General features: G+C 64.0%; 26 protein-coding genes. 16 read left to right on the forward strand and 10 right to left on the reverse strand.

What is annotated here, in order from left to right:
* Positions 1-52: 52 nt before the first annotated feature.
* From ASF41_RS26705 to ASF41_RS18725, 4 genes are all read left to right on the forward strand, one after another.
* Positions 53-334 (forward strand): DUF6894 family protein, encoded by a 282-nt coding sequence (locus tag ASF41_RS26705; RefSeq protein WP_082504669.1) that lies wholly within the window; start codon positions 53-55, stop codon positions 332-334.
* Positions 335-434: 100 nt separating this feature from the next.
* Positions 435-1,397: a hypothetical protein gene (locus ASF41_RS25185; protein ID WP_156653366.1), complete on the forward strand. Its 963-nt coding sequence runs from the start codon at positions 435-437 to the stop codon at positions 1,395-1,397.
* Between the two features lie 2 nt (positions 1,398-1,399).
* Positions 1,400-2,023 (forward strand): hypothetical protein, encoded by a 624-nt coding sequence (locus ASF41_RS25190; RefSeq protein ID WP_156653367.1) that lies wholly within the window; start codon positions 1,400-1,402, stop codon positions 2,021-2,023.
* A gap of 548 nt (positions 2,024-2,571) precedes the next feature.
* Positions 2,572-3,237 carry a sigma-70 family RNA polymerase sigma factor gene (locus ASF41_RS18725; RefSeq protein ID WP_056496066.1) on the forward strand — a complete coding sequence of 222 codons (666 nt, stop codon included), beginning with the start codon at positions 2,572-2,574 and terminating at the stop codon, positions 3,235-3,237.
* 76 nt (positions 3,238-3,313) lie between these two features.
* Here ASF41_RS18725 and ASF41_RS18730 read toward each other — a convergent pair whose 3' ends face one another.
* The 3 genes from ASF41_RS18730 to ASF41_RS18740 all read right to left on the reverse strand — a co-directional run bounded on the left by ASF41_RS18730 (position 3,314) and on the right by ASF41_RS18740 (position 4,588).
* The gene (locus tag ASF41_RS18730) at positions 3,314-3,730 is read right to left on the reverse strand and encodes a DUF1236 domain-containing protein (RefSeq protein ID WP_056275846.1); all 417 of its coding nucleotides are present in this window, start codon (positions 3,728-3,730) and stop codon (positions 3,314-3,316) included.
* A gap of 35 nt (positions 3,731-3,765) precedes the next feature.
* Positions 3,766-4,011, reverse strand: a complete 246-nt coding sequence (locus tag ASF41_RS18735; RefSeq protein WP_056275843.1) for a hypothetical protein — start codon at positions 4,009-4,011, stop codon at positions 3,766-3,768.
* 367 nt (positions 4,012-4,378) lie between these two features.
* Complete coding sequence (locus ASF41_RS18740; protein WP_056275840.1) at positions 4,379-4,588, reverse strand: hypothetical protein; 210 nt, start codon at positions 4,586-4,588, stop codon at positions 4,379-4,381.
* Between the two features lie 216 nt (positions 4,589-4,804).
* On the opposite strand from ASF41_RS18740, the gene ASF41_RS18745 reads away from it, so the two are divergent.
* Positions 4,805-5,806: a helix-turn-helix domain-containing protein gene (locus tag ASF41_RS18745; RefSeq protein WP_056495803.1), complete on the forward strand. Its 1,002-nt coding sequence runs from the start codon at positions 4,805-4,807 to the stop codon at positions 5,804-5,806.
* Between the two features lie 59 nt (positions 5,807-5,865).
* Here ASF41_RS18745 and ASF41_RS18750 read toward each other — a convergent pair whose 3' ends face one another.
* Positions 5,866-6,333: a MucR family transcriptional regulator gene (locus ASF41_RS18750; RefSeq protein WP_056495807.1), complete on the reverse strand. Its 468-nt coding sequence runs from the start codon at positions 6,331-6,333 to the stop codon at positions 5,866-5,868.
* Between the two features lie 528 nt (positions 6,334-6,861).
* Entirely contained in the window at positions 6,862-7,455 is a 594-nt protein-coding gene (locus ASF41_RS18755; protein ID WP_056495810.1) for a TetR/AcrR family transcriptional regulator, read from the reverse strand.
* A gap of 88 nt (positions 7,456-7,543) precedes the next feature.
* Between ASF41_RS18755 and ASF41_RS18760 the strand changes: the two genes are divergently transcribed.
* Positions 7,544-8,803 (forward strand): efflux RND transporter periplasmic adaptor subunit, encoded by a 1,260-nt coding sequence (locus ASF41_RS18760; RefSeq protein WP_056495813.1) that lies wholly within the window; start codon positions 7,544-7,546, stop codon positions 8,801-8,803.
* A gap of 118 nt (positions 8,804-8,921) precedes the next feature.
* The gene (locus ASF41_RS18765; protein WP_056495816.1) at positions 8,922-12,116 is read left to right on the forward strand and encodes an efflux RND transporter permease subunit; all 3,195 of its coding nucleotides are present in this window, start codon (positions 8,922-8,924) and stop codon (positions 12,114-12,116) included.
* A 441-nt stretch (positions 12,117-12,557) separates the two neighbouring features.
* On the opposite strand, the gene ASF41_RS18770 is transcribed toward ASF41_RS18765, so the two are convergent.
* A complete protein-coding gene (locus ASF41_RS18770; protein WP_056495819.1) occupies positions 12,558-13,166 on the reverse strand; it encodes a TetR/AcrR family transcriptional regulator in 609 nt (202 codons plus the stop codon).
* 103 nt (positions 13,167-13,269) lie between these two features.
* Between ASF41_RS18770 and ASF41_RS18775 the strand changes: the two genes are divergently transcribed.
* The 3 genes from ASF41_RS18775 to ASF41_RS24205 all read left to right on the forward strand — a co-directional run bounded on the left by ASF41_RS18775 (position 13,270) and on the right by ASF41_RS24205 (position 16,656).
* Positions 13,270-14,475, forward strand: coding sequence for an MFS transporter (locus ASF41_RS18775; RefSeq protein ID WP_244479705.1), 1,206 nt, complete (start codon positions 13,270-13,272; stop codon positions 14,473-14,475).
* Between the two features lie 24 nt (positions 14,476-14,499).
* A complete protein-coding gene (locus tag ASF41_RS18780; RefSeq protein ID WP_056495822.1) occupies positions 14,500-15,444 on the forward strand; it encodes an alpha/beta fold hydrolase in 945 nt (314 codons plus the stop codon).
* Between the two features lie 256 nt (positions 15,445-15,700).
* A protein-coding gene (locus ASF41_RS24205; protein ID WP_156653368.1) for an IS630 family transposase occupies positions 15,701-16,656 on the forward strand; the annotation gives its coding sequence in 2 pieces (ribosomal slippage) (positions 15,701-16,046 and positions 16,046-16,656; 957 coding nt in all).
* A gap of 225 nt (positions 16,657-16,881) precedes the next feature.
* On the opposite strand, the gene ASF41_RS18795 is transcribed toward ASF41_RS24205, so the two are convergent.
* Positions 16,882-17,742: a LysR family transcriptional regulator gene (locus tag ASF41_RS18795; RefSeq protein ID WP_056495830.1), complete on the reverse strand. Its 861-nt coding sequence runs from the start codon at positions 17,740-17,742 to the stop codon at positions 16,882-16,884.
* 228 nt (positions 17,743-17,970) lie between these two features.
* Between ASF41_RS18795 and ASF41_RS18800 the strand changes: the two genes are divergently transcribed.
* From ASF41_RS18800 to ASF41_RS18810, 4 genes are all read left to right on the forward strand, one after another.
* Entirely contained in the window at positions 17,971-18,795 is an 825-nt protein-coding gene (locus tag ASF41_RS18800) for an oxidoreductase (RefSeq protein ID WP_056495832.1), read from the forward strand.
* 50 nt (positions 18,796-18,845) lie between these two features.
* Positions 18,846-19,694, forward strand: coding sequence for an alpha/beta fold hydrolase (locus ASF41_RS18805; protein ID WP_056495834.1), 849 nt, complete (start codon positions 18,846-18,848; stop codon positions 19,692-19,694).
* A 69-nt stretch (positions 19,695-19,763) separates the two neighbouring features.
* Positions 19,764-20,294: a VOC family protein gene (locus ASF41_RS24210; RefSeq protein ID WP_082504670.1), complete on the forward strand. Its 531-nt coding sequence runs from the start codon at positions 19,764-19,766 to the stop codon at positions 20,292-20,294.
* Between the two features lie 286 nt (positions 20,295-20,580).
* The gene (locus ASF41_RS18810; RefSeq protein ID WP_244479706.1) at positions 20,581-21,246 is read left to right on the forward strand and encodes a L,D-transpeptidase; all 666 of its coding nucleotides are present in this window, start codon (positions 20,581-20,583) and stop codon (positions 21,244-21,246) included.
* A 298-nt stretch (positions 21,247-21,544) separates the two neighbouring features.
* Here ASF41_RS18810 and ASF41_RS18815 read toward each other — a convergent pair whose 3' ends face one another.
* On the reverse strand, positions 21,545-22,129 hold the full coding sequence (locus tag ASF41_RS18815) for a TetR/AcrR family transcriptional regulator (protein WP_056495840.1): 585 nt from the start codon (positions 22,127-22,129) through the stop codon (positions 21,545-21,547).
* Positions 22,130-22,218: 89 nt separating this feature from the next.
* Here ASF41_RS18815 and ASF41_RS18820 point away from each other — a divergent pair, with 89 nt between their 5' ends.
* Both ASF41_RS18820 and ASF41_RS18825 read left to right on the forward strand, forming a co-directional pair.
* On the forward strand, positions 22,219-22,809 hold the full coding sequence (locus tag ASF41_RS18820; protein ID WP_244479707.1) for a DUF308 domain-containing protein: 591 nt from the start codon (positions 22,219-22,221) through the stop codon (positions 22,807-22,809).
* A gap of 73 nt (positions 22,810-22,882) precedes the next feature.
* Positions 22,883-23,650 (forward strand): alpha/beta fold hydrolase, encoded by a 768-nt coding sequence (locus ASF41_RS18825; RefSeq protein WP_056495841.1) that lies wholly within the window; start codon positions 22,883-22,885, stop codon positions 23,648-23,650.
* A 211-nt stretch (positions 23,651-23,861) separates the two neighbouring features.
* Here the strand turns inward: ASF41_RS18825 and ASF41_RS18830 are convergent, their stop codons facing one another.
* Positions 23,862-24,116, reverse strand: a complete 255-nt coding sequence (locus ASF41_RS18830) for a hypothetical protein (protein WP_056495844.1) — start codon at positions 24,114-24,116, stop codon at positions 23,862-23,864.
* Entirely contained in the window at positions 24,113-26,863 is a 2,751-nt protein-coding gene (locus ASF41_RS18835) for a hypothetical protein (RefSeq protein ID WP_156653369.1), read from the reverse strand. The genes ASF41_RS18830 and ASF41_RS18835 overlap by 4 nt, the downstream gene beginning before the upstream one ends.
* Positions 26,864-26,959: the final 96 nt, after the last annotated feature.

The following is a 26,959-nucleotide window of genomic DNA, read 5'->3' on the forward strand; positions in this document are numbered from 1 at the left end:
GGGACAATCTGTCGACGCTGTGCACGCTTGTGGATGACGGGATGATAGCCGAATGCGAGCGGGTACTTACCGCTTCCACTGCACCGACGGTCGCCATGCCGTGCTCGACCTCGCAGGGCGCTACCTGCGGACCCGGTCCGATCTGCGAGCAGAAGCGATGCGGGTTGCCCGTGGGATCATGGGTCGCTGCGCTGGCCGGCTCGACTGGTCGGCCTGGATCGTTGACGTGCACGACGCCGCCGGCCGGCGTGTGCTCATTCTGATTTTCGAGGAAGCCGGCTCCGCGTTACGATCGGCATCCGGAAAAATGCCAGCACGAGATTGGAAGTATTGACTTTAAAGGCTTGGGATTGCGTTGGAAAAGGTGGAACGTTCGCTGACTCTTTGCGCAATCTGTGGTCTCTATCTGAAAAGATAGAGACAGGATTCCGAACGTGGCGCGTAGCATCAACGTACTGTACTCAAAGGCAAATATCCGGAAAGGTGAGCTCAATACACCAGATCTTGAGCAGGCTTTGAAGGCATCCTTATCCAGAAGAATTGGAGGTGTCGAAGTTAGCACAGACGCAAGTCATAGGCGGTTCGACGAAGCACCCGATTACGGAAGCCTCGTGATGAATTACGCTCAACCGCTACAGCGCGGAGTTTTCGTTGAAATTATTCGGTTCGCGCCAGGCTCACGCATACCTTTAATCCGCACAGGCGGAGGTGGGAGTGAATACGAGTTGCGGAACACCGATACCCCTCGCGGAACGGATCTCATCCGCGGCTTCCTCTACGGACTCGTTTACGGAGACCATTTCCTATACGTCAGTCGCGAGGTCGCGATGAATCGAAACGAGGCCTTCGTGGAATGGCTGCTAGCTCGAAAGACCGGCATCTCGACCGCCGATCTCTCAGTGCGGTTCACGCCGCAAGTCGATATACAAGGCCTTCCCTCAGTTCAGCGAATGGTGCTGCGCCCTAAAGAAGCAGCGGATGCTACCGAGTTTACACGACCGGATCAGCACGCTCCAGTGACCCAGACAAGGGCAGCTACCGAGCGGATGGGCGGCGCTAGTGTGTTTGAGATCCTTCGAGCTGCTCACTTTACGGACGAGCGGATTGCAGCGCTAGAATCGCAAGGCATTGATATCGAGCTAAAGCTTGAAGTCTTCTTCAAATCGGACGGCGTTCGTCGAGAGATTTCACGAGACGACGTCGCTGATCTAATCAGGGATGTCCCTGAGAAGGAACTTACGCTATACTCTCAGGGTGGGCGCGAAAAATCTGGACAAATCAGGCGAGTGGCCTTTCCGGCTGAAGTTGAAATGGTTGGGGAACTTTACGACAGGCAAAGCATCAGCGGCGTGCTCTGGGACGCATTTAGGTATTTCAACCGAGAGGGATACGTTTAGTCGTGTTCGGACTTCGCAACGCGGTGGGAAAATGGAAAGTCGTAGCACTTGCAAGTGCTGTTGCTGCCGTCGCGTTTGTGCTCGCGCCACCTGATTTTATAGCTACAGTCAGCGGCGAGTTGATCAATTTCTTTGGGTTTGTAATAGCAGCAGTTCTGCCGGCTATGGCGCTTACTGCCACATCATTGCGCGGCAGTGGTATGTCGATAAAACGACTTCTTCAGCTTCGAAGTGCGTTAGATTTACAAATGCGCTTCTGGGCAGGACTCGTTATCGTCAGCTTCATTGCAGTCGTCTTTGTTGTTTTAATGAAGCAGATAGTTGCGTGCGCTCCAAATGTCGAGTGCAAACCGATCGAAGTGTTTACTTACAAGGGCTGGTCTTTTGACACGCGTCTTAGCAATGCGGTGCTCGGATATCTATTCGGAGTAATTTTTTTCCAACTTGCAAACGTGCTCCGCGGCTTGCAGGGCCTTCTTGCCGTAAATTCGGAGGCTGCAATAGGCGAAGCTCAGCAACGCTTCGACGATGCGATGTCTGACACCAGTAGTCAGATCGCAAAGATCCGCAATCCGCCTGGGTACGGCGACACGATTCAGTTGCCAGAAAATACTGGTTCGAGATAGCAGATAGACCATGGCTGAGTCGTCGCCGAGTGCCGGACCGACGCCGAGGACTACGCCAAAGCCGAGCTCACGGCGAAGGCGCTGCGTCAGGGCATCTGGGCCGGCGCGTTCCAAGAGCCATCCGGGCAGCACAATCACGCTTACCCTCAGCCTCAGTGACTGTGTCGAAGCACAAGGATGGCAACTTCCGTCCTTCGGTCCCCAGCCGCTGCTACGGGTTCGGCTAACAGGGTTACCAAACCCCCAGCCCATTCGACGGCCCACGGGAACCGCTTGATCGCACGGCTAAATCCGCAGCGCTGGGAGCATCGAGACCCGCTGCACCGACCGTAACGCCCCTTCCGCGGAGCTGAAGCGACGCGCTCGGTCTTCAATCATATGAAGAATTCGTTAGGCGCCGTTCAGGCTTGGTTTGCCAGAACCTCCCGACATTTTACGAAAATTGCCTGGGTGGATGCAGGGTTTAACGGAGGTCCGAGACGAGCATGTCCGCTGGCGACACCCACAAGACCACGACGTTTGGGCATCCGGATCCGGATCACGAAACGATGCTCAGGGACGCCCCCGTGAGCAGGATGCCCGAGACCGTTCGGGCGCATCTCGGGTCGGAGCTTCAGGCGCTCTATGCCGCCTTCCTCGCGGAGCCGCAGCCCAATGCCCTTCTCGACCTGATTGCGAAGCTAGAGACAGGGCCCGTCCAAGCCGTCGCAAGCTCAGAAGGCACGTTCCGCGCCGAGCTGCTGGCCGCGCTACCTGGCCTGCGTGCCTTCGCGGTCTCGCTCGCCATCAATCAGACGACTGCCGATGACCTGGTTCAGGAAACGCTTCTGAAGGCTTGGGCCAACCGGCATCGCTTCGAGCCCGGCAGCAACCTCAAAGCCTGGCTCTGTACCATTCTGCGCAACCAATTTTACACCGAGTGTCGCAAGCGCAGGCGCGAGGTTGAGGACGCGGACGGCGTCCAGGCCGGGAAGGTCATCACGCCAGCCGCGCAGGAGGCCAGCAGCGACCTGCGTCGGGTCTGGCAGTACCTCGGCAAGCTCCCGGCCTCGCAGCGCGAGGCGCTGTTGCTCGTAGGAGCGCAGGGCCTGACCTACGAGGCCGCCGCCGAGTTGATCGGCTGCCAGGTCGGCACCATGAAGAGCCGCGTCAGCCGAGCCCGGACGCTGCTTGCCGGTCTGCTCGGTGTCGAGGACGACCGCAGTTTGGCCTGAGGCGTCCAGCAAAAATAAAAGTCCGCCGCGGCGCGTGCCGGGCGGACTTCGTGACGTTACGGGGGTGACGCAGGCCTCAGTCGATGACCTCGACGATGCGGCGGCTGCGGTCCACCAGCACCGGACGCTCGTTCACCACAGTGTAGCGGTAGCCCGGGCGTGCCTGATACTCGCTCGGCACGTCGTAGTAGGTGACCTCGTCGTCCGGCAGCACGGTGCCGACCTGGACCGGGCCGCCCCAGCTGTAGGAGCGCACGCCGCGCTCACGCACGTAGGAGCGGAAGCGCGGCCGCTCATCGATGCCGAGGATGCCGCCGACCGTACCGGTGGCGGCGCCAACCGCCCCACCGACGATGCCGCCGATGGGACCAGCCGCGTCGGCACCGCGCTCGGCGCCCTCGGCAGCCCCGCGCAGCGTGCCCTGTGCCTGGGCCGCCATCGGAAGGGCGAGCATGCCGGCCGCCGTGAGGGCGAGAAGAAGCTTGTTGGTCATGATGAAGTCTCCTGAAGCCTCAGTGGGCCGGCTGCTCAGTTGCAGCCTTCCTTGTGGACGGTCTTGGAGTTGCCCATGCCGTCCTCTTTATGGACGGTCTTCGAGCCGCAATCGACACTGCCGGTGGTGACCTCACGGCGCTCGACCACACCTTCGCGGCGCTCAACGGATACGCCCGGGGCGCTGTCGCGCCGGATGACGGTGGTGTCCTCGGCCGACGCCGGCGCGGCGAACCCAGCCAGTGATGCGACGAGGAAGCCGAAGGCAAGTGACTTGCGCATGTTGTGCTCCTTAGTGCTGACGGGCTGCCCGTCAGTGTCCGCCCCAGGAACGACGAGGTCAGAAGAACGGTTGCGTGGTTGATCCGATCCATTCCGGTGATCGGCCAAGTGACCGTCTCCCTAAAACGTCCGAGCCCGCCGGCCCAACTGGATAGCTGGCAGGATTGTGGATGCGAGACTGCTTGGGACCTGATCCGCATCAATACGGTCTGCCTTCGGCCGAACGGTCCCAGGGGGCGGGTCCAGGCTGAGCCACAGATGCTTTTGCGCGACGCTGGAACCCGTGACTGCGCCTATAGCTACCGGGTTGAACCTTAGTGTCGGCTACCAACGCGACGGACGCTTCTCGCCCACCGCATCCATCAACCTACTGGGCCGCCTCGCGCAGCAACGGCTCTTCAATGAGGGTCGCACCGCAGGCGGTCATCAGGTCGCGGAGAAGATCCAGCGCTTCGGTCACTTCGCTTTCCGTTGCCAAACCTTCCCGGTAATGGGTGCGACCGCCGGCAAGGGTGACCGCGATGTCAAACCGGCCATCTGGCTTTTCAATGACTTGGTAGGAGACGCTTCGAGCCATCCCAGCGACCTAGGGCAACCTTCCGCCATGGGAAGGTTACCCATCCTTGAACCTTCACGCCGTGGTCTTCACAGCGCCGGCCACCGGGCGCGGGTGGCGCTGTTGACGCCGGCGAGCTGCTTCTTACCCGAGGGATATGAAGGTTGAGGCGTGACTGTTCGCCTCTAGCCTCGTAGGGCTGTAACACTTCGGCGATCCTTAGGCTTTGCAGGCCAGATGACCTTCGTTCCCACTCTGCACTTCAACACCGATGGTCTCGATCCAGCCCATGCCTTTGCAGCATGGCGAGATCTGATGGCGCCAATCATTCGGGTTGAGCAGAGTGAGCGGGCCGCGCCGCCGCGCGGCAATCTCTCCTGCACGATGCTCGGCGACATACTCGCTAGCCGGATGGTTTTTACACCGCAGCGAATGATCCGAGACCGCCGTCACGCAGCGGTAACGCCGGATCATCTGACCTTCATGCTCTACGTCTCTGGAGGACTGACGGGCGAGATTGCAGGCTGCGCGGTGACGCAGCAACGGAACAGGGTAATGGCCGCCGACATGGGCCGGGAACTCGATGCGCGGGGCGCGCGCTCCAGTGCGATCGGGCTGACAGTGCCGCGTCGGCTCCTGGCAGATGTTGATATCGAGCGCATTCCGATGTTCTTCGATCGGGAGCGCAACAGGCTGCTACTCGCACGCCTTTACGCGCTCTATCGGCATCTGCCCTCAACACGAGTTGAGAGAGCCGAGGAGGTTGCGGCCGAGCTGACCGGGTTCGTCCGTCGTCTTCTCGATGGCTCCTCGGCCACGGACGTCCTGCGAGGTCACGAGCTCGACGCGAGCGTCGTGGAGCTGGCCGAGCGCCTGATCGACCTGAACCTGGCCTCGTCGCAGCTCTCGCCCGAATGGCTTGCCGAACGATTGGGAACGTCACGGACGTCGCTCTATCGCGCGTTCGAGCAAACTGGTGGGGTCATGCACCGCGTCTGGGAGAAACGGCTGGACGCGATCCGGACAGCGCTCGAGGATCCACTTGAAACCCGGTCGATCACGCGCTTGGCGAGCGAACTCGGGTTTAAGACGTTGGCCCATCTCAGCCGAAGTTTTCGAAGCCACTACGGCGTGGCGCCTCGCGAATGGCGCCACACCCATGTCGAGCACTCCGCGCTGACGCTCGAGAGATCCCCTGCCCTGGCGCACCACTGGTACGAGCGACTTGGCCGGAGCTGACGCTTCAGCAAAGTCTGCAGCACTTAACCCATACGGCTGTCGTCACAGCTTCGCCCGCGTTACGCAGCCTTCGCGCGGCCCTTCGCCGGCGACTGCTCATCCTCGCCACGATCAGCGGTTCGGCCAAGGCCAATCGACTTCGCAAGTTCGGATCGACGGGCAGCGTATTCCGGGGCGACCATCGGGTAGTCGGCAGACAAGCCGAAGCGGGCCCGGTAGCTCTGCGGATCAAGCCCATGGCCGGTCAGGTGGCGCTTCAGGGTCTTGTAGGTCCTGCCGTCCAGGAAGCTGACGATGCCCTCAGGCGTCACAGACTTCCGGACCTGAGCCGCCGTCGGCTTTTCGACCTCGGGTTCCGCCGCACTCTGGGCAGTCCCGTTGCTAAGACCGCTGAGTGCCGCGTGGACGCTTCGGATCAGGTCCGGCAGGTCCGAAGGACGAACAGGGTTGTTCGACACGTAGGCAGAGACGATGTCGCCTGCCAGATCAAGGAAATCAGTCGATTGGGTATCTAAGTTCTCAGTCATAATACTCTTTGATTTTTGCGCCCCCGCAGTGGGCATATCGATGATTTTAAATTAGTAATCAAGCGAAGGCAGTCATTTTTGCTCAATTACATGCCTGACGTGCATTCAACGGATAGATCGCCTCGGCGAAGTTTTCAGACCCTCAACGGCTAAGCAGCCAGCGGGTCTTTGGCTATGGCTGCTCCTCCGAGCCACGCTAGAACGGCACCGAGCGTGCCGAAGGTATGGTCGACCTTGCTGAAAGGATATGGCCGCTGGGCTGGTAGTGGATCGTCTAGCAGCTCAGCGTGCCAGACGGGACGTCAGCGTCTCCGACTGCTTGCTTGGCCATTAGGGCAGTAATTGGCTTCTAGTAAGAATCGGACTTTTCACTCGACATCCGTTTTGGGTGGAAAGAAGATTGGTAGATCTTGAAAATACTAGAGCGGAAAGCAGACATCGCCTGCATTCGCGAGGCATCAGCTGGCCCGCAGGCCCAGGCTTGGGGGCAGGCATCAAGCACCACCCTGATATTCCGATGGGCTAGGCCTATCCGCTCCTCGCAAAGGCATTTAGCGAGACGGACGCCACCGCGCGCAAGGCGTCCCGGTTCGCACCGGATGACGCCATGACCCCCATGCCGGAGGCGACCGTCGACAGGAACCGCGCCAGCGCCACGGGGTCGGCATCAGTTGGGAGATCGCCGTCCTTCTTGGCTTGGACGAAGCGCCCGAGGAGTTCCGTCTCCGTCTGCGCCCGACGCGACGCCAGCTCGAACGGGATGTTCTCTGAACCAGCGCCACAGGCAAGGCCGCCCTGGACCAAGAGACAGCCGGGGGGATTGGCCGGGTCGGTGTGGCTCTCGGCGATGCTGCTCAGGAAGCGTTCGGCCACATCGCGCGCGGTGAGACCGGCCAGCACGTAGCGCATGTGCGCGGAGCGCCGCAACGCGTAGCGGTCGAGGGCGGCCTTGAGCAGGCCCTCCTTGCTGCCGAAGGCCGCGTAGAGGCTCGGCGCCTTGATGCCCATCGCCTTCGTCAGCATGGCGAGGCTGGCGCCGTCATAGCCGTGGCGCCAGAAGACCTCCATCGCCTCGTCGAGAGCCTTGTCCGTGTCGAAGGCCCGGGGCCGCCCCATGACCATTGTCCGCTAGCTCCAGCTTTTGTATCGAGTGGTAGATAAGTCTCTTGACGGCCAGCGTCCATGCCGACATGTGTAGCGAACTTTACACATGTCGGAGCCGGTCGTGAACCCTTCGCCTCATTCTCCTCCTACCCGTTCCGGCGTCCGGCGCAGCCTCGCTGCGGGTGTTGCCCTAGCCCTGCTGGCGGGCGCCTCCGTCCAGATCCTGCCATCCCTGACGCCGCGAGGGACGGAGGTGGTCGCCGCCCCGGCGACGGCCGAGCAGGCGATGCCAGTCCCGGTCGCCACAGTCGCGCCAAGGGCGGTCGTGCTCTGGGACGAGTTCTCCGGCCGCCTGGAGGCCGTCGACCGGGTCGACGTCAGGGCGCGGGTCGGCGGTGCGATCCAGGCCACACATTTCGCCGAGGGCGAACTGGTCCGGTCCGGCGACCTGCTGGTGACCATCGACCCGGCCCCCTACGCCGCCGAGGTTCAGCGACTGGAGGCGCAGGTCGCAGGCGCAGAGGCCCGTGTCGCCCTGACCGCGAGCGACCTGGAGCGCGGGCAGAGGCTGTCGGGCCAACAGATCGTCACGGCGCGCGACCTCGACGTCCGGGCTAACGCCTTCAAGGAAGCGAAGGCCAGCCTCGATGCGGCGAAGGCGACGTTGGAGGCGGCGCGACTGAACCTCGGCTACACCGAGGTCCGCGCGGCGGTCGGCGGCCGCGTCGGACGCCGCGAGATCACGCCGGGCAACCTCGTCGCCACCGGCGCCGGCGCTGCAGTTCTGACCACCCTCGTATCCGTTGATCCCGTCTATGCCAGCTTCGACGCGGACGAGACCGTCGTCCTCAAGGCGCTGGCGTCGCTCGCCGAACCGTCGGGCAAGCGCGGCCGACTCGATCGTATCCCGGTCGAGATGGTCACCGCCGATGGTGCCCGGGCGGGCGGGCATCTCCAGTTCATCGACAACAAGGTCGACGCACGCAGCGGCACCATTCGGGTCCGCGCCAGCTTCGCCAACGGCGACGGTCACCTCATCCCCGGCCAGTTCGCGCGCATGCGCCTCGGCCAGGCCGCGCCGCAATCGCTGCTGCTCGTGGACGAGAGGGCGGTCGGCACGGACCAGGACAAGAAGTTCGTGCTCGTGGTCGGTGCGGACGACCGCGCCGAGTTCCGCGCCGTCACTCTCGGCCGGGCCGTCGACGGGCTCCGCGTCGTGACCTCGGGCTTGTCCGGCGGCGAGCGCGTCATCGTGAACGGCTTGCAGCGGGTTCGCCCCGGCATGCTCCTGCGTCCCGAGCCCGTCACCATGGGCGCCCGGCCTCAGGACGCCGCATCCGCCGCGCGCCAGCTCGCCCAGCGCTGACGGCCGGCGCCGCACGCATCCTTATCGACGATCATTCACGGCGGCCGCCTCGCGACCGCCGTTGCTAGCCGCGCGCAGTCCCACGCCGCGCGATTTCTCTCGCCCTCAGGAGAGCGGCATGAATTTCTCGAAATTCTTCATCGACCGGCCGATCTTCGCGGGCGTGCTCTCGGTGCTCATCTTCATCATGGGCCTGATCTCGCTCTTCGCGATGCCGATCTCCGAGTACCCGGACGTCGTGCCGCCCTCGGTCGTCGTGCGCGCGACATTCCCGGGCGCCAACCCGAAGGTCATCGTCGAGACCGTGGCGACGCCGATCGAGGAACAGATAAACGGCGTCGAGGGCATGCTCTACATGTCGAGCCAGGCCACGACCGACGGCATCATGACGCTAACCGTCACGTTCCGCCTCGGTACCGATCCCGACAAGGCCCAGCAGCTCGTCCAGAACCGCGTGTCGCAGGCCGAGCCGCGCCTACCGGCCATCGTGCGCCAGCTCGGCATCGTCACGGTGAAGTCCTCGCCGGACCTGACCATGGTCGTGCACCTCGTCTCGCCGAACGGGCGCTACGACATGACGTATCTGCGTAACTACGCGGTCCTCAACATCAAGGACCGGCTCGCCCGCCTCGACGGCGTCGGCCAGGTGCAGCTCTTCGGCTCCGGCGACTATTCGATGCGCATCTGGCTCGACCCACAGAAGGTGGCCGAACACGGCCTCTCGGCCGGTGACGTGGTGCGCGAGATCCAGGCGCAGAACGTCGAGGCGGCCGCCGGCGTCATCGGCGCATCGCCGGCGATCCCGGGGCTCGACCTGCAGCTCTCGCTCAACGCCGAGGGGCGGCTGACCAGCGAGGAGCAGTTCGGCGACATCGTCGTGAAGACCGGCGAGGGCGGCGAGATCACCCGCCTGCGCGACGTGGCCCGGATCGAGCTCGGCGCCTCCGACTACGCCCTGCGCTCGCTCCTCGACAACAAGTCCGCCGTTGCCCTCCCGATCTCACAGTCGCCCGGCTCCAACGCGATCCAGATTTCCGACGCTGTCCGCCAGACCATGGCGGAGATCAAGCGGAACATGCCCGAGGGCGTCGACTACGAGATCGTCTACGATCCGACGCAGTTCGTGCGTGCCTCCATCGAGGCCGTGATCCACACCCTGCTGGAGGCGATTGCCCTCGTCGTCGTCGTGGTGATCCTGTTCCTGCAGACGTGGCGGGCCTCGATCATCCCACTGCTGGCGGTGCCGGTCTCCATCGTCGGCACCTTCGCGGTGATGCACGCCTTCGGGTTCTCCATCAACGCGCTCAGCCTGTTCGGCCTCGTGCTCGCCATCGGCATCGTCGTCGACGACGCCATCGTGGTGGTCGAGAACGTCGAACGCAACATCGAGCGCGGGCTGTCGCCCCGCGAGGCCAGCTACCAGGCCATGCGCGAGGTCTCGGGCCCGATCATCGCCATCGCCTTGGTGCTCGTCGCGGTGTTCGTACCGCTCGCCTTCATCAGTGGCCTGACGGGTCAGTTCTACAAGCAGTTCGCCCTCACCATTGCGATTTCGACCGTCATCTCGGCCATCAATTCGCTGACCCTCTCGCCCGCCCTCTCCGCCCTCCTTCTCAAGGATCACCACGCCCCCAAGGACCGCCTCACCCGGATCCTCGATGGGCTGCTCGGGTGGTTCTTCCGGCGCTTCAACCGTGCCTTCGGGCGAGCATCGGACGGGTACGGGCGCGGCGTCGGCTTCGTCGTCTCGCGCAAGGCGACGATGATGGTGCTGTACATCGTCCTCGTCGGACTGACCGTGATGCTGTTCCGCCAGATCCCAGGCGGCTTCGTGCCGGGCCAGGACAAGCAGTACCTCGTCGGCTTCGCGCAGCTGCCGGACGGCGCCACCCTCGACCGGACCGAGGACGTGATCCGCCGCATGAGCGAGATCGCCCTGAAGGAGCCCGGCGTCGAGAGCGCCGTCGCCTTCCCGGGCCTATCGATCAACGGCTTCACCAACAGCTCGAACTCAGGAATCGTGTTCTCGACCCTGAAGCCCTTCGAGGAGCGCAAGTCGCCGTCCCTGAACGGCGGCGCCATCGCGCAGTCGCTGAACAAGAAGTTCGCAGCGATCCCCGAGGCGTTCATCGCGATGTTCCCGCCGCCGCCGGTCAACGGCCTCGGCACCATCGGCGGCTTCAAGCTCCAGATCGAGGACCGGGCCGGTCTCGGCTACGAGGCGCTGAACGACGCGACCAAGGCCTTCCTGGCCAAGGCAGCGCAGGCGCCCGAACTCGCCGGCCTGTTCTCCAGCTTCCAGATGAACGTGCCGCAGCTCTTCGCCGACATCGATAGGACGAAGGCCCGCCAGCTTCGGATTCCCGTGACGGACGTGTTCGACTCGCTGCAGATCTATCTCGGCTCACTCTACGTCAACGACTTCAACCGGTTCGGGCGCACCTACTCCGTCCGCGTCCAGGCCGACGCGCCCTTCCGGGCCCGTTCGGACGACATTGGGGCGCTGAAGGTTCGGGCGGGCTCCGGTGAGATGGTGCCGCTCGCGGCTCTCCTGCACGTCCGACAGACGGCCGGTCCGGAACGTGCCATGCGCTACAACGGCTTCCTCTCCGCCGACATCAACGCCGGCGCCGCACTTGGCTACTCATCAGGCCAAGCCCAAGCAGCGGCCGCCCGCATCGCGGTCGAGACCCTGCCGCGCGGTTTTGCCTTCGAGTGGACTGACCTGACCTATCAGGAGTTCATCGCGGGCAATTCCGGGATGTGGGTGTTTCCGCTCGCCCTGCTCCTGGTCTTCCTCGTGCTCGCCGCCCAGTACGAGAGCCTGGCGCTGCCGCTAGCCATCCTGATGATCGTGCCGATGGGCCTCCTGGCTGCGATGTTCGGCGTCTGGCTCTCCGCGGGTGACAACAACGTCTTCACCCAGATCGGCCTGATCGTCCTGGTCGGCCTCTCGGCCAAGAACGCGATTCTGATCGTCGAATTCGCCCGAGAGCTGGAATTCGCCGGCCGGACCCCGGTTCAGGCCGCGATCGAGGCGAGCCGCCTCCGGCTGCGTCCGATCCTGATGACCTCGATGGCCTTCATCATGGGCGTCCTGCCCCTGGTGACGGCCACCGGCGCCGGCTCGGAGATGCGCAGCGCCATGGGCGTCGCCGTGTTCTCCGGCATGATCGGCGTCACCGCCTTCGGGCTCTTCCTGACGCCGGTGTTCTACGTCCTGCTGCGCCGCCTCTCAGGCAACCGGCCACTCAAGCAGCATGGCGGCAGCACCGCCATTGTTCACCAGGAACGGATTGCGGAGGCGGCATAGCAATTCCGCAGCTAGGGGCGGTGATTTGTAAGTGTCTGTCCGGAAACATTTCGTAGGCGGAATCAATGTTTCCAGACGGAGCGCGTTGCGGAGCCGCACAGGGGCATTTTAAGAACGGTGGCTGCGCGTTCCGAAAAACTCAATGATTTCAGAGGCAAGTTTCCGGACAGACACTAAGACTCGCATCGTCCCGACCCAACCAGCATGCGCTGCTCAACGACGGCTTATGGGATAAATCGTTTTCGAGATGCGCGACGACATCGGGTCGACGCTCGTGATTCTGCTTGATGACCGGGACGGGTGGATTTCTGCCCGTCCGCTTCCGGGCGGCAGATGCATCAAAGCGGACATAGCCTCGGGGACAGATCACCACCGTTTCGGGACAATACCGCTGATGGCAGCGAACGTTCGATGAAAGGCACACACGAGACTTGCGGAGCGTCATCCGGCGCGGTTGGCATCCCAAAGCGCATCGGCAGTCTCGATAGCAGTCGTCAAAATTTGGGACGAGACGCCGTCACGTGCTTGGATGGACAATCCGAGCAGGATGCCATCGAGCAGCGATGCAAGCCCCTCGACATTCGTCCGACCACTCAGCTCTCCCGCCGTGACCGCCTGCTCGACGCATTGTCGTATCCGGTTACGATTGGAGGCCCGCTCCCTGGCCGTGAGTGCCCTCACCACGTCGTCTTCGTCCCCGTCGAGCAGGGCGGACAACGTGACGAGGCAGCCGGTGGGGTGCGTGGGATCCGCCTGCATCCGCGCCGAGCGCTGCAAGGTCTCGAATATCCGTTCGCGCGGTTGCAGGCTCTCGTCGTGCAGGGGGGCCACGACGCGACCGTGCGAACTCAGGTAGCGGTCGAGCGCCTCGCGGTAGAGCGCGGCCTTTGAGCCGAAGGCCGCGTAGAAGCTTGCCGATGAGATCCCGCCCATGCCGCGGCGCAGGCGGTCGAGCGAGGTGCCTTCGTAGCCGTGCTGCCAGAACAGGCGCATCGCACCATCGATTGCGGCGTCGCGGTCGAAGCCGCGTGGGCGCCCGGTACGCGCCATAGCTCATCTCCTGTCACTATTATGGAATAATCGATCTATAAGTCATTGACAAGCGTCCCGGCCCTTCGATATCTGGATCAAACGATCCATAAGTAGGCGCCCGATGATGCAAGCGACCCTTACCGCCCTCGCCGAACCTCGGGATGAGGATCTGCCGGTCTCGGCCCTACTCGCCTTGGCGATGACCGGCTTCACCGCGATCCTGACGGAGACGCTTCCGGCGGGTCTGCTACCGCAGATCGGGACGGATCTGCGCGTCTCGGAGGCCTTGGCGGGGCAGCTCGTGACGAGCTACGCGGCCGGCTCGCTCGTCGCCGCCATCCCGCTCGTTGCATGGACCCAGGGCTGGCGCCGGAGGACGACACTGCTCGCCGCGATTGGCGGCTTCTTGATCTTCAACACCCTGACGGCGTTCTCGACGGATTACCGCCTCACCCTCGTAGCCCGGTTCCTCGCCGGAATGGCCGCCGGTCTCGGGTGGGGCATCCTCGCGGGCTACGCCAGGCGCATGGTGGCGGAGCGCCTGCAGGGCAAGGCACTTGCCCTCGCCATGGTGGGGACGCCGGTTGCGCTCTCGCTGGGGGTGCCGGCCGGCACGTTCCTCGGAGCCGCCGTTGGCTGGCGGACGGCGTTCCTGGCCATGTCCGCCACCACGCTGATCCTGATCGTATGGGTACTCCGGCGGGTCCCGGACTACGCCGGGCAGCCGGCTGGCGAGACGTCGTCCATTCGCCAGGTCTTCAAGACGCCCGGCGTGCGGCCAGTCCTGGCGACGATCCTCACGTGGATGACGGCGCATAACGTCCTCTACACCTACGTTTCGCCCTTCGCGGCGCTATCGGGCTTGCAGGCGCGCACGGACCTGCTTCTCCTCGGCTTCGGCCTCGCGGCGCTTGCTGGGATCTGGCTGACCGGCGTGCTCGTCGACCGAATGCTGCGGACCCTCGTACTGGCGAGCCTGGCCGCCTTCACGCTGACCGCCCTGATGCTCGGGACCCTCGGTGGTGACGCCTCCATCCTCATTGCAGGCTTGTTGATCTGGGGGCTGTCGTTCGGGGGCGCGGCGACGCAGCTCCAGACCGCCATCGGGGACGCGGCCGGCGACGGTGTCGATTACGCCAACGCAATGGTCACGACCGTCTGGAACGCCGCCATCGCCGCCGGAGGCCTCTTGGGCGGACTGATCCTCGACCACTGGGGCGCCCAGGCCTTCCCCTGGGCGGTCCTCGCTCTGGCCGCGACCGCGCTCGCAATCGCCACATCGGCTCACCGCCATGGCTTCAAGCCCGGCCACCGCGGCGCAGCCTGATCACCTTTGAAGTAGGAGCTTCCCATGTTCGCTAAACTCGCTCGCGCTTGCCTCGCTCTCGCCCTTCTAACGGTGCCCGCCGCGGCCCAGGAGGAGTTCCCGGCACCCGCCGGTTTCACGCCGGGCTTCCAGACCGTGAACGGGGTGAGCATGCACTATCTGAAGGGCGGACAGGGACCGCTCGTCCTCCTCGTCCACGGCTTTGGCCAAACTTGGTACGAATGGCACCGACTCATGCCGGAACTTGCCAAGGACCATACGGTCGTGGCGGTGGAACTTCCCGGCCTCGGGCAATCCGGACCGGCGAAATCCTATGCGGGCCAGGATGTCGCGCCGCTGCTTCACACCTTCGCCAAAGGCTTCAGCCCCGACGCCCCGTTCGATCTTGTCGCCCACGACATCGGCATCTGGAACACCTATCCGATGCTAGCTGCCCACCCCAAGGACGTGCGTCGGGTCGTCTTCATGGAGGCGCCCATCCCCGATGATGGCCTGTACGCGTACCCGGCATTCACGCCGCAGGGCGAGTCGCTCGTTTGGCACTTCAGCTTCTTCACAGCCGCCAACGACCTCGCCCGGACCCTCATCGCCGGCAAGGAGCGGTTCTTCCTCGAATACTTCATCAAGGTGCATGCGACGAACACGGTGGTGTTCACGCCGGAGGTGCTGGATCTCTATGCGCATTCCTACTCAAAGCCCGGCGCGTTCGATGCAGCCTTCGCCTACTACCGGGCCCTCAACGAGACCGCGCGGCGCAACAAGCCGCTGGCGTCACCGAGGCTGGCGATGCCGATCCTGGCCATCGGCGGCGGCGGACATGGCGGCTTCGGTGAAGCCCAGGCCGAGCAGGTACGGCGCTACGCAAGCGACGTGACGGGCGTGTCACTCCCCGGCTGCGGCCACTGGCTTCCGGAAGAGTGTGCCACCGCACTCAATCCGCTCGTCACCGACTTCCTGGCCCGCCGCTGAGGGCGCCCGGCATCTCTGCGTTACCAGCGGACGAACACCTTGGGCGGCACGACGGGGTCGACCTTCCGCTGCAGCTCGTCCGGGACAAGCTCGCCGACATGGCGGCCGAGATCGACCGGTAGGAAGACCTGACACGGTCGACGGGCTCCGACTGAGCCAGGCGAATCTGGTTAGAGCCGTTCCCATTTGGCTTGAGTCGGGGGTAGCGGTGAGGGGCGCAGTCTGCTTCGATGGCGCGCTTTCGAAGGAGAGCGCCATGCCATCAGCTCTGTCAGTCGATCTGCGTGAACGGGTCATCGAAGCGGTCGAAGCAGGATCGTCGCGCCGGCAAGCGGCCGAGCGCTTCGGTGTCGGGAAGGCCAGCGCGATCCGGTGGCACGCGCGCTTCCGGGATGCGGGCGAGATCGCCCCCAAGCCCGCGGGCAGGGACCGGTCCCCGCCCGCCATCGAGGCTCATGCCGAGACGATCCTGGAGATTTGCCGCGAGCATCCGCAGATTTTCCTGCGGGAGCTACGCGACAGGCTAGCCCAGCAGGGTGTCCGAACCAGCACGAGCGGGCTGTGGCGGTTCTTCGGTCGCCACGGCATCACCCGTAAAAAGGGGCTCTTCATGCAGACGAGCAGCAGCGCGAGGACGTGAGGGCGGCCCGGGACGCTTGGCTCGACGGCCAACTCGATCTCGATCCAGACAGCCTCCTCTTCATCGACGAGACCGCTGCCGCCACCAACATGGTGCGGCCCTATGGCCGATCCCCACGGGGCGAGCGCTGCCGCATCTCCGCTCCGCACAGGCACTACAAGACTACCACCGTCACCGCCGCCCTGCGCACCAGCGGCCTCGTCGCCACCACCTTGTTCGACGGAGCGACGAACGGCGGGCGCTTCCTGGCTTACGTCACCGATACCCTGGTCCCGGTGCTGAAGCGCGGCGACACGGTCATTCTCGACAACCTGAACGTCCACAAGGTGGCCGGCGTGCGGAAGGCCATCGAGGCGGCCGGCGCGCGTCTGCTCTACCTCCCAGCCTACAGCCCGGACTTCAACCCGATCGAGCAAGCCTTCGCCAAGCTGAAGGCGCTCCTGCGAACGGCCGCCGCGCGCACGGTGCCAGACCTCTGGGCTGCCATCCAAGAAGCCTTCAAGACCTTCCGCCCGTACGAATGCCGAAACTATGTCGCCGCTGCTGGATACGATGCCTTCGACCCAACATGACCGGCAAAGGCTCTAGAGGCCTCGTGGTCGCGCTATCCATGCGCGCGACCTCGCGCCTGCCGAACTCGGGTACCTTGCTGATTAAGGCAGCCGTCGTCCGCCGCATGCAACAATGATCGAACCTCGGGCAACCGGACGCTGACTCCATGATGACTGACCAGCCGAGACAGCTGCGTCGATCGCAGAATTTTTTCGGGCAAACTTGGATCATCTCCTGGTCGCACTTCATGCGGTCGCGTTCACAAGATGATCCGATACGGTCGAGATGAACGCACGAAGACGCTGAAGACGTCGTAGATCCCGGTGGTATCCCATCCAGATGTCTCGCGCTGGCGGCGACGTCGGCAGTTCCAGTCTTCGGATGCCCGGGATCTGATTGCCGACCACGCATGGCAAGACAGCGATGCCGACGCCTTGCCTGCACATGCGCCCTTGGACGTTGCGATTGTTCGAGCGCAAGGTGAGTCTTGCGTTGGGGAAACTCTCGATCAGCCACGCGATGTCAGGGAAGTGGCCCGTGGATGTGTCATGGGTGATCAGCCGGAAACCAGTCCCATCGCCATATTTGGGATCAGGCGCCGCCTCGGCGATGTAAACGCCGTAGTCGAGCCTGAAGAGCCGCCGCTGAACGACATCGGCAGTGTTGAAAGGAACGATCCGAAAAGCGACGTCGGCCTCTCGCTGGGCGAGACTGAACAGGCGCGTACCGGTCAGTATCTCAACATCGACATTTGGGTAGGCGTTCGCGAAATCTGCCAGGATGGGAGGCAGGACATAGGCGCCGAACCAGTCCGCCGATGAAAGCCGCAGACTGCCTTTGAGATTCTGCTCCTGCCCCGCAAGCCGGCGCTCCATGGACAGCGCGCCTTCCTCCATTTGCTCCGCCAGCGCGATGATCCCGTGGCCCTCTTCGGTCAGGACAAGACCGTCAGCGGTCCGCTGGAAGAGCGTGTGACCGATCGCCTGCTCAAGTGCACGCAAACGCCTGCCGACGGTCGGATGGCTTGTTTGAAGTGACCGCGCGGCGCCCCCGAGCGTGCCGGATCGCGCAATAGCTAGAAAGATTCTGACGTCATTCCATTCCATCGCGACACCCGTACAAAACTGAACAATAAGAATACATTTATGTCACTTAACGAACAAACTAGATCGTCTAGATATCTTTCATCGCCTGGAGAGGTGTCGTTTTACGATTTCGCCGCTTCAAAGCTGTCTCGGCAGGAGCTGAGAAAAGGATCGGCCGATAATGGTCGATCCGACGTTCCACGACGGTGTCCATCTGATGTTTCCAAAGAAAGGTGCGGAGATTGCGGAATGAAAACTTGGCTGATCACAGGCTGCTCGAGCGGCTTTGGCCGCCGACTCGCACTCGCTGCGGCACAGCGCGGGGACCAAGTCATCGCGACGGCCCGCGACGTCAAGACGATCGAGGAAATGGCAAAGCCTTTCGATGGCCGGATGATCACCTTGCCGCTGGACGTGACCGATGCGGCGGCGGCCAAGGCAGCGGTCGCAAAGGCGGTCGAGATCTTCGATGGGTTTGACGTGCTCGTGAACAATGCCGGCTACGGACTGTTCGGCGCGATTGAGGAAGGTACGCGTGAGGAGTACCGGCCGATGTTCGAGGTGAACGTTTTCGGTATGATCGAAACCACCCGAGCCGCCCTGCCCGTGCTACGACGTTCGAGCGGAACGATCGTCAATATGTCGTCCGGGGCTGGCATCGCCGGCAGCGGCGGTGCCGGATATTACAACGCCGCCAAGTTCGCTGTGGAAGGAGTTTCCGAAGCGCTCGCCGGCGAGTTGAAGCCATTCGGCATTCGCGTGTTGCTCGTCGAGCCTGGTCCGTTTCGTACCGATTTCCTCGGCCGTTCGATCAGGATGGCGGCCAACGTGATGCCGGAATACGCCGCGAGCTCGCGCAAGCACTATCGCGAAACCAACAACGGCAATCAAGCGGGCGATCCCGACAGGGCGATCGCGGTGATCCTGCGGGCAGTTGATGCCGATGACGCCCCGCTTCGTTTGCCGCTCGGCCCGATCGCACATTCAATCGCCGAGCGAAAGATGGCTTCCTTCCGCAGCGATATCGACGCCTGGCGCGACATCACCATCGCCACCGATTTCAAACAGCGCTGAGCGCTGGCCGTGAGCTTTGTTCGAACGTCCATCTCGACTGGAAAGCGATCATGATCGCAGCTTTGAAGGGGTTTACCCAGCAACTGGTGCCGGTGAATGGCATCAAGATCAACGCCGTCAGGGGGGGCTCAGGGCCGCCGATTCTTCTGCTGCATGGCTGGCCGGAGACATGGTGGGAATGGCACCATGTGATGCCGCTGCTGGCCGAGTATTTCAGCGTGGTGGCCATGGATATGCGGGGCGCCGGCTATTCCGACTGCCCGCTCGACGGCTATGACAAGGCGACGATGGCGCGCGATGCGCACGGAATCATGGTTGCCCTCGGGCACGAACGCTATGCCGTGTGCGGACACGACATCGGCGGCATGGTGGCGTTGCCCCAAGCGGCACTTCATCGAGAGGCTGTTACGCATCTTGCCGTTCTAGATGTTCCGCTTCCCGGCTGGACCGGTTGGGAGGCAACTGCCGCGAGTCTCTGGCATTTCAGCTTCCATATGAACCGGGATTTGCCCGAGCGTCTGATCCATGGCCGTGAGTACGACTATGTTTCGACATTTATGGCAGAGCGGTTCTACGATCACAGCACTTTTAATCTAGCGGACATCGAGATCTACGCAAAAGCGATGGCGCTTCCTGGCCGCACCCGCGGGAGCTTGGAATGGTATCGCGCCCTTGCCACCGACCATGCAGCTGCGCTCGAGTATAAGAAGCAGCCGCTAGATATACCAGTGCTCGCTCTCGGTGGGGACCAGCGTTTTGGTGCGCAGATGGTGCCTATGCTCGAAGAATTCGCCAATGATGTTAGGGGTGGCTCGATCGCGCAATGCAGTCACTATGTTGCCGATGAGCGACCGAGCGAAGTCGCCAAAGCTTTGATCGACTTCCTCAAAGACAACTGAATCTTCTGTCGTGCCGTCGTGGGCCAATCAGATTGTAAGTGCTCGATCTCATAAGAAAGGGTAACTAGTATGACAGCACCTAACATTCGCGGCATCAATCATATCGGCATCACCGTGCCCGATATCGAAGCTGCAAAGTCGTTCCTGGTAGAAGCTTTAGGCGGTCAGGTAATCTATCAGTCCTTCGGACCGCAGGACCCGTCTAGGCATGGGCCCGAATTCGAGCGGGCTGTTGGCGCAGCCCCTGGAACTGTCGTCCGTGCGCAGGCGATGGTCAAGATCGGGACCGGACCCGACATTGAACTCTTTCAAATGCACGGCCCCGAACAGGCCCAACCGGTTCGAGCGAGCGATATCGGTATCACGCACTTCGGTCTTTATACAGACGACATCGAAGCATCGGTCGAGCGCTTCGAGAAGGCCGGAGGCACTCCCCTCACCGCGCCACGTCCGATTCCCTATGCAACCGAGAAAGGTCCGGGAAACAAGGTCTGCTATTGCCGTATGCCCTGGGGCACGACGGTGGAATTTATTACCACGCCTGATCGCATGGCCTATCATGATCAGACTGATCTGCGCAGGTGGCAGGACGAAATCTGAGAAAGCTGTAAAGGTGGTTCGCACCGGACCGACTTCCGGAAGATCAAAGAATTCGGTGGGGGCGTGCGCATCGATCCTGGAGTTATTCTGGGGGGTTACGCGACAGCGGGCTCCATAGCCCGAAATTTGCTGTGTGCCCGCTCATAAATACGGTGTCCCCGACGCAATGACTGGATCTTACCGCAGACCCATGACAAATTGTCTTCCCGACGGCCCAGCTCTTTCCCGTGCCCGAGTGTTGCGCGGTGCTTCCGTCCTGTCGCTCACTTTGCTGACGGCAGGCTGCATGGCGACCAATCGCGAGGTAGAGGTCATCGCGAGCGTCGCGCCGGTGCACCCGAGCTTCCTTGCCATGTATGCGGCGAAGCCTACCGAGCGCTTCCCGCTGCCAGCAACCGACGTCACCGAGGTCAATTCGCGTTACTTTCGTCAGGAGGTCGCCTACCCGCGAGGTGAACTGCCGGGCACCGTGGTCGTCGATCCGGGTAATAAGTACCTTTACCTCGTGCGCGAGAACGGTCGGGCCCTGCGGTACGGTGTTGGGGTCGGCAAGGCTGGTCTTGCCTGGAACGGGACAGCCGAAATCAAGCGCAAAGCGGAGTGGCCGCGCTGGACGCCGACAGCGGACATGATCCGGCGCGAACCGGAGCGCAACGGACCTTGGCGTAATGGCATGGCGCCAGGCCTAACGAATCCGCTCGGCCCGCGCGCGCTCTACCTGTTCAAGGGCAACCTGGACACTTTCTACCGCATCCATGGCACGACGGAGCCGCATACCATTGGTACGAACGTCTCGTCCGGCTGCATCCGGATGTTCAACCAAGACATCATTGATCTCTACGGCCGCGTACCCGTCAACACGAAGGTCCTAGTCCTGCCAGCCAGCGAGCACGTCGAGCCGTCTGGCGCTTTCGCGACAGCACGCGAAGAAAATGGACCGGACGCGGGCTAAGCAGACTTACTCACGTGGAGCGGCCAGCCCTCCGCGAACTTAATTCGGCGAACACTCAAGGGAGTTTTGTTTTCAAAGCTACGCTATGTTCCGGCTACGGCCGGCCATTCGCCGAACCTCCGCTGACGGCCGAGCAACCGATTGTCTGCCCCCCTGGAGGATGGGGCGATCGGGGCATTCGCGAGTTCGCGTAAGCTCGCGTCCCTGCCTCGCCTTTGGACGTAACCCAGTTCGATGCCATTCCGCGGGCGACGACCACGACGCCGAAACGCATTGCGTCGGTGCAACCGCTCCCGGCTTACCGGAACGGAACAACACGCGACAGCAGCGTCTCGACGATCACGGTGAAGCGGCGCGGGTCGCCAAAGGCTCTGGCGGAAAGCATCGCGCCATAGACAGCAGACAGGAATGCGTCAGCTTCCTCCTCCGGCGTACCAACGAGCGTGACGTTGCCCTGGCGAAGTCCAAGGACGAGGATCTTCGTCAACCATCCACTCAGCTCGGCGAAGAAGGCTCTGACTGCCGTGGCGACATCATCCGGTAGGCTTGGCAGTTCAGCCGCCAACATCGCGCCGATGCAGAAGGGTGCGGAGTTGTCGAAGATGCATCGTTCCCAATAGCGGGCATACGCACGGAGTTGCTCGGCGGCATCCAGGTCCGAATCTTCCAGGCTCCGCACCTGGGCCTGGATGCCGGAGCGCGACTGCTCGACGACGGCAGTTGCGAGGTCGCTTTTGCCCGCGAAATGATGGTGCACGTTCGCCTTGCTGACGCCGATCACCGCAGCGATGTCCGCATAACTGAAGCCGTTGTAGCCGCGAGCCATGATGAGGTTCCGCGCCTCGCCAAGGATGCGGTCCGAAGTCGTCATCGCTGCCTTCATTGTCACCTCCTGACTAGTAAGTAAGGGCTTGCGGCCACGCGATCAACGGGCTAATGAGCTTACCGACTAGTTGGTAAGTGGAGGATCAAATGACATCCCAGGTTCTTGGCAACGTTTCTCGGCCGCCCTCCCTCGACAGGGCCATCCCGGCGCAAACCGACTTAAGGAATTACTACTATTTACGCGCCGGCGTTGCGGCGCTTTGGGTCGCAGCCGCCTTTGCAGTCGGTAGAACAGTGCCACCGATTGCTGCCGCCTTACTTGTCGCCTACCCGGCCTGGGACGCGATCGGCAATCTGATCGACGCGAGACGAAACGGCGGGTTTGCACGCAACCCGACCCAACTCGTCAATGTCGTCGTCAGCGGCGTCACGACCGTTGCCGTGGCCGCCACCCTCGGCAACATGAACACGGTGCTCGGTGTGTTCGGCGTCTGGGCGACACTCGCTGGGCTCCTCCAACTCGCGACCGGCGTGCGCCGCTGGAAGACGGCCGGCGCACAGTGGGCGATGATCCTCAGCGGGGCGCAGTCGGCGCTCGCGGGTGGGATCTTCGTCAGCCGGGCATTGGGCTCGGGGGTTCCCAGCATCGCGGATTTAGCGCCCTACGCGGCCTTCGGCGCCTTCTATTTCCTCGTTTCTGCACTCCTCCTGACCTTTCGCCGCAAAGCGGTAGCTTGAGTCTAGGATCGTACCGGCCGGCCTCGCTGCGGGGCCGGTCGCCGTTCCTCATTGAAATCTAGAAGGCTATGCCATGATGGACCGTCGGAAGTTCTCGACCCTGCTCGCCGCCGCGGCCCTGACATCCGCCGCCCCCGACTTAGCTCACGCGCAGGCGCGCGCGGTCGCCAAGAACGTGGTGCTGGTGCATGGCCTGTTCACTGACGGGTCATGCTGGACCGAGGTCATCGCACGCCTGCAGGCTTTGGGTCTTAACGCCACGGCTGTTCAGAACCCCCTCACCAATCTTGAGGACGCCGTCACGTCCGCGAGGCGCGTACTCGTACGGCAGGACGGCCCGACCGTGCTGGTCGGCCACTCGTTCTCCGGCATGATCGTCACCGAGCTCGGCGTCGATCCGAAAGTCTCTGCCTTGGTCTATGTCGCCGCACGGGCGCCCGACGCCGGTGAGGACTACGCCGCGTTGGCCAGGACCTATCCCACGCCCCCGGCCAGTGCCGGCCTCGTCTATGATGGCGACGAGGGACGGCTTGGCGAGGAAGCCTTCCTGCGCGACTTCGCCGGCGACCTGCCGGAAGCTCGGGCCAGGGTTCTGTATGCTGTTCAGCAGCCTTTCCAGAAGGCTTTGCTCGCTGGCAAGACGACCGTCGCGGCTTGGCGGACGAAGCCCAGCTACTACGCCATCTCGACCGAGGACCGGACGATCAACCCCGACTTGCAGCGCTTCATGGCCAAACGCATGAGCGCGAGGACCATCGAGGTGAAGGCCAGTCATCTCGCCCTGATCTCACAGCCCGATCGCATCGTCGAGATGATCGCGGAAGCCACAGGACGGGTTTGAGTCCCGACACGTCAAAGACATTAGCCTTCACGACGCCTCCCCGAGACGCATCCGATCTTAAACAGACGCTCGATCAAGAGCGCGACCAGACTTCTGTTCAGCGATATGCCGAATGTCCGCTTATAAGGACCCCGGTGCTTGTGATGAACGACTTGGTTGGGTCGAAACCGGACGCTCTCACACGTCCCGAGCTTTAAACTTAGAGCGGGACCTAGCGCTGCTCAACGGTGTCCAAAACCGATGCACCGTCCAGCCACAGCACAACGGCATCGAGAGTACCAAACACGTGGTCAATTCTGCTGAACGGAGGCGGGCGCCTCTCCGATGGCGGATCACCGAGCAGTTCGGCGTGCCAGATGGGGGCGTCGTTGCCGTTACCGAGCTCGCGAACCACACTGCCGACGATCTCGCCAGAGAGGATAAGATCGTAACTGCCAGGCGCAAGGCGGTGAAGCGTGTAGCTCATCGGGCGGCTGCCTTCCGTTTGACCGCCGACATGGTCGGATCCTCGTCGGCGTCGTTGAGGGCGTCGATGGCGGTGCCGGCTTCGTTGCCGATCCAGCCCTTGGCCTTGCGCGCCAGGATTGCCCGGTTGGCCGGGTTGTTCTCGCGCAGGAGCGTCGCCGCGGCGTCAGGGTTGGTCAGGGCCTCGTCGACCAATCGGCCGATGGCCTCTGTCTGCGCCCGCGCCACGCCGCGCCGGCCGGCGACGGCGGCGATGCTGGTGATGAGGAAGGTGCCCGAGACCTGCCCGCGCTTGTAGGCGTAGAGCCGGCTCTGCAGGGTCTCCGGCGATAAGACCTGGCTGACGCCCTGCGCCGTGCCGGACGAGCCCGTGGCGCGGGCGCGGAGGCGCGTGTCGACGTTCTGGAGCGCGTCGGTGATCTTCCCGATGTTGCGTAGGTGCTCCGGGTCGTCCCGGTAGAGCCGCTCTGCCACCGCCTTGTTCCGAGGATCCTCCAGAAAGCGGGCGACGCGCCGCGGCATCCACGGCTGCACGCCGTCGATGTTGGCGGTGGTCTCACCCTTGCTCCGACCCTGGCTCTCGAGGATGTCCCAGAAGGTGCGGCGTGCGCCCTCGACCGCCTCCTTGCCGTTGCCAGCGAAGTTGAGGAGCTCGTCGGCAGCCTTGGCGGGCTTCGGGGCGTTCATCACGCCGCGCATCGCCGTCGTCGACTGCTCGTCGCCGTAGCGCAGGTAGCGTCCGACGCTCGACGTGCCTGGAGTGCTGGCGTCGCCGAGGCTGGAGCGCAGCTCGCTCTGCGTGCTCGCCGCCGTGTCGGCCCCGGCGCGCAGGTCGCGCATGCCGTTGATCTCCTCGCGCAGGTCCGGGAACCGGTCGAGGACGCGGCTGTGCTCCGTCACGAAGCGGTCGAGCTGCTCGGGCGTGCGCTGGCGCTCCACGCGCGCCAGGATCTCGTCGCGAATGGCGCCCTGCGCCCGCGGGTCGGTGCCGGCCTCGCGCATCAACGCGTCGAAGTCGGCGACGCGGCCGCTGTCGGGCTGGACGAACCGGCCGGGCACGCCGCTGTCCGGCACGCGCGGCAGGCCCTGCTGGCGGTCCAGCGTCTGCGCGATGGCGGTCTGCGGCCGGGTGAACCGGTCGTTGAGGTCGCGCGAGACAGTGCGGGCCGCGTCGATTGCCGCCTGCTGTCCGGGGGCGTGCTCCACGAGGTGGGCGTCGATCTGGTCGATGTAGTTGCCGACGAGGCGCGCCTTGTTGCCGTCGCCCTGCGTCGCGGCCTGGCGCTGCGCCGTGGTCAGCTCGCTCCGCAAGCTGGTGATCTCGCGCAGGTCGGCGGCGTCCGCGGCCGCGGCCGGCGGGGCCCGGCCCGTGATGGCGCTCATGGCGTCGGGCACGGGGGCGCGCGGCGCGAGCCGGCCCGGGGTGCCGAGGGCGCCCGTGAGATCGCCGACCACCCGGCGCTCGCTCTCGGTCATGCCATCGGTGACGCGGGCGAAGCGCTGCGCGAGGGGCGCAGCCGGGAGCTGCCCGTCGATGCCCTGCCAGGCCTCACGCTCGACGTTCCGGGCGGCTCCGAGTGCATCTTCGAGCGGCGCGCGGATGTCGGCACCCCGGGCGTCGGCGTGCATGCTCGAGCGCAGGCGCCCGGCGGCCTCCTCGAATTGCTGCTGTGCTGTCGTGGCGGCGTCGTCTGCGCCCTGCAGCACGCCCGCGCGCCGCTCCTCCAGGGCGCCCCGGAACGCGCCCGGCGTACCCTGTGGTGCGACCCGCTGCATGGCGTCGTCGACCGCCTTGATGTTAGTGCGGGTGCGCTCGGCGAAAGCGCCGCTGCCCGAAGCCTGCCGGCTGTACTCGAGCCCGGCGATGCCGGAGTTGCCCGTGCGGTCGGCGAGGCTCTCCCGGAAGCCCGGGACGGTGTCGCTGATGCGCGTACCGTTCTCGATCGCGTCGACGATGGGGGCGGTGTTGGTCGGGCCGCTCTCACCGAGCCGGGCCGTCGGCAGGCCGTAGGCCTCCGAGATCCGCTCGACCGCGGCGTCCTTCGAGACCTGGTTGGCGAAGTTCGGGTCGCCGCGCAGGGCGTTGAAGACGTCGGCGATCTTCGGCCCGATGTGGCGCGCGACGCCGACCGCGCCGGCCCCGCCGAGGGCGCCCGCGATGTCGCCGACGGCATGCCCGATGCTGTCCTCCTTCACGCCGCCGGCCCGCGTCACCTCGTTCACACCCGAGGCGCCGAGGCCCGCGCCGACGGCCGTGCCGACCTCGCGTTGCGCAAACTTGGCCGCGTCGATCGACGCCGGCTCGACGAAGGCCCGGGCGATGCGCGGCAGGCCCTGGATGGCCTCGGGCGCCATGGTGGCTCCGGCCCGGATCGCGCCGCCCACGGGCAGCGCCATGGCGCCGACTTCCTCGCCGACGCGCGAGATCCCGCGCTCGAACAGGTTCTGCGGCCCGGCGCTCGGCGGACGCAGGCCGGCGCCCGTCAGGTTGGCGGTGGCGGTGCCGGCGTCCATGGCGCTGTCGACGGCGCGCTTGTTGTAGTCCGAGCCGAAGACCGGGTTCTCGATTTTGCGACCGCCGAGCCCGATCAGCCCGAGGATGTTCTGGACGTCGCTATCGTTGTTCAGCGCGAAGGTCATGGCATCGACCGGCAGGCCGGCAACGCTCGCGGTTCCGCGGGCCAGCCCTCGTAGCGCCTGGTTGCTGGTGTCGATGGCCGTGCGTGCGCCGCCCATAATGCGGCTCATCAGGCCTGGGGCTTCGGTTGACGCCGTTGATGCTGGCGTACGCGTTTCCGGCTGTGCCGTCGGCAGCAGGCGGTTCTCGACGGCCTGCACAGCCGC

It is taken from the genome of Methylobacterium sp. Leaf111, assembly GCF_001423285.1.
Taxonomy (GTDB): Bacteria; Pseudomonadota; Alphaproteobacteria; order Rhizobiales; family Beijerinckiaceae; genus Methylobacterium.

What these genes read in the sequence shown, in the direction of transcription:
- ASF41_RS26705 (WP_082504669.1), top strand. Translation starts at nt 53, where the DNA reads ATGCGAGCGGGTACTTACCGCTTCCACTGCACCGACGGTCGCCATGCC.
- ASF41_RS18725 (WP_056496066.1), top strand. Translation starts at nt 2,572, where the DNA reads ATGCTCAGGGACGCCCCCGTGAGCAGGATGCCCGAGACCGTTCGGGCG.
- ASF41_RS18730 (WP_056275846.1), bottom strand. Translation starts at nt 3,730, where the DNA reads ATGACCAACAAGCTTCTTCTCGCCCTCACGGCGGCCGGCATGCTCGCC.
- ASF41_RS18735 (WP_056275843.1), bottom strand. Translation starts at nt 4,011, where the DNA reads ATGCGCAAGTCACTTGCCTTCGGCTTCCTCGTCGCATCACTGGCTGGG.
- ASF41_RS18740 (WP_056275840.1), bottom strand. Translation starts at nt 4,588, where the DNA reads ATGGCTCGAAGCGTCTCCTACCAAGTCATTGAAAAGCCAGATGGCCGG.
- ASF41_RS18745 (WP_056495803.1), top strand. Translation starts at nt 4,805, where the DNA reads ATGACCTTCGTTCCCACTCTGCACTTCAACACCGATGGTCTCGATCCA.
- ASF41_RS18750 (WP_056495807.1), bottom strand. Translation starts at nt 6,333, where the DNA reads ATGACTGAGAACTTAGATACCCAATCGACTGATTTCCTTGATCTGGCA.
- ASF41_RS18755 (WP_056495810.1), bottom strand. Translation starts at nt 7,455, where the DNA reads ATGGTCATGGGGCGGCCCCGGGCCTTCGACACGGACAAGGCTCTCGAC.
- ASF41_RS18760 (WP_056495813.1), top strand. Translation starts at nt 7,544, where the DNA reads ATGTCGGAGCCGGTCGTGAACCCTTCGCCTCATTCTCCTCCTACCCGT.
- ASF41_RS18765 (WP_056495816.1), top strand. Translation starts at nt 8,922, where the DNA reads ATGAATTTCTCGAAATTCTTCATCGACCGGCCGATCTTCGCGGGCGTG.
- ASF41_RS18770 (WP_056495819.1), bottom strand. Translation starts at nt 13,166, where the DNA reads ATGGCGCGTACCGGGCGCCCACGCGGCTTCGACCGCGACGCCGCAATC.
- ASF41_RS18775 (WP_244479705.1), top strand. Translation starts at nt 13,270, where the DNA reads ATGATGCAAGCGACCCTTACCGCCCTCGCCGAACCTCGGGATGAGGAT.
- ASF41_RS18780 (WP_056495822.1), top strand. Translation starts at nt 14,500, where the DNA reads ATGTTCGCTAAACTCGCTCGCGCTTGCCTCGCTCTCGCCCTTCTAACG.
- ASF41_RS18795 (WP_056495830.1), bottom strand. Translation starts at nt 17,742, where the DNA reads ATGGAATGGAATGACGTCAGAATCTTTCTAGCTATTGCGCGATCCGGC.
- ASF41_RS18800 (WP_056495832.1), top strand. Translation starts at nt 17,971, where the DNA reads ATGAAAACTTGGCTGATCACAGGCTGCTCGAGCGGCTTTGGCCGCCGA.
- ASF41_RS18805 (WP_056495834.1), top strand. Translation starts at nt 18,846, where the DNA reads ATGATCGCAGCTTTGAAGGGGTTTACCCAGCAACTGGTGCCGGTGAAT.
- ASF41_RS24210 (WP_082504670.1), top strand. Translation starts at nt 19,764, where the DNA reads ATGACAGCACCTAACATTCGCGGCATCAATCATATCGGCATCACCGTG.
- ASF41_RS18810 (WP_244479706.1), top strand. Translation starts at nt 20,581, where the DNA reads ATGGCGACCAATCGCGAGGTAGAGGTCATCGCGAGCGTCGCGCCGGTG.
- ASF41_RS18815 (WP_056495840.1), bottom strand. Translation starts at nt 22,129, where the DNA reads ATGAAGGCAGCGATGACGACTTCGGACCGCATCCTTGGCGAGGCGCGG.
- ASF41_RS18820 (WP_244479707.1), top strand. Translation starts at nt 22,219, where the DNA reads ATGACATCCCAGGTTCTTGGCAACGTTTCTCGGCCGCCCTCCCTCGAC.
- ASF41_RS18825 (WP_056495841.1), top strand. Translation starts at nt 22,883, where the DNA reads ATGATGGACCGTCGGAAGTTCTCGACCCTGCTCGCCGCCGCGGCCCTG.
- ASF41_RS18830 (WP_056495844.1), bottom strand. Translation starts at nt 24,116, where the DNA reads ATGAGCTACACGCTTCACCGCCTTGCGCCTGGCAGTTACGATCTTATC.
- ASF41_RS18835 (WP_156653369.1), bottom strand. Translation starts at nt 26,863, where the DNA reads ATGAGCCGCATTATGGGCGGCGCACGCACGGCCATCGACACCAGCAAC.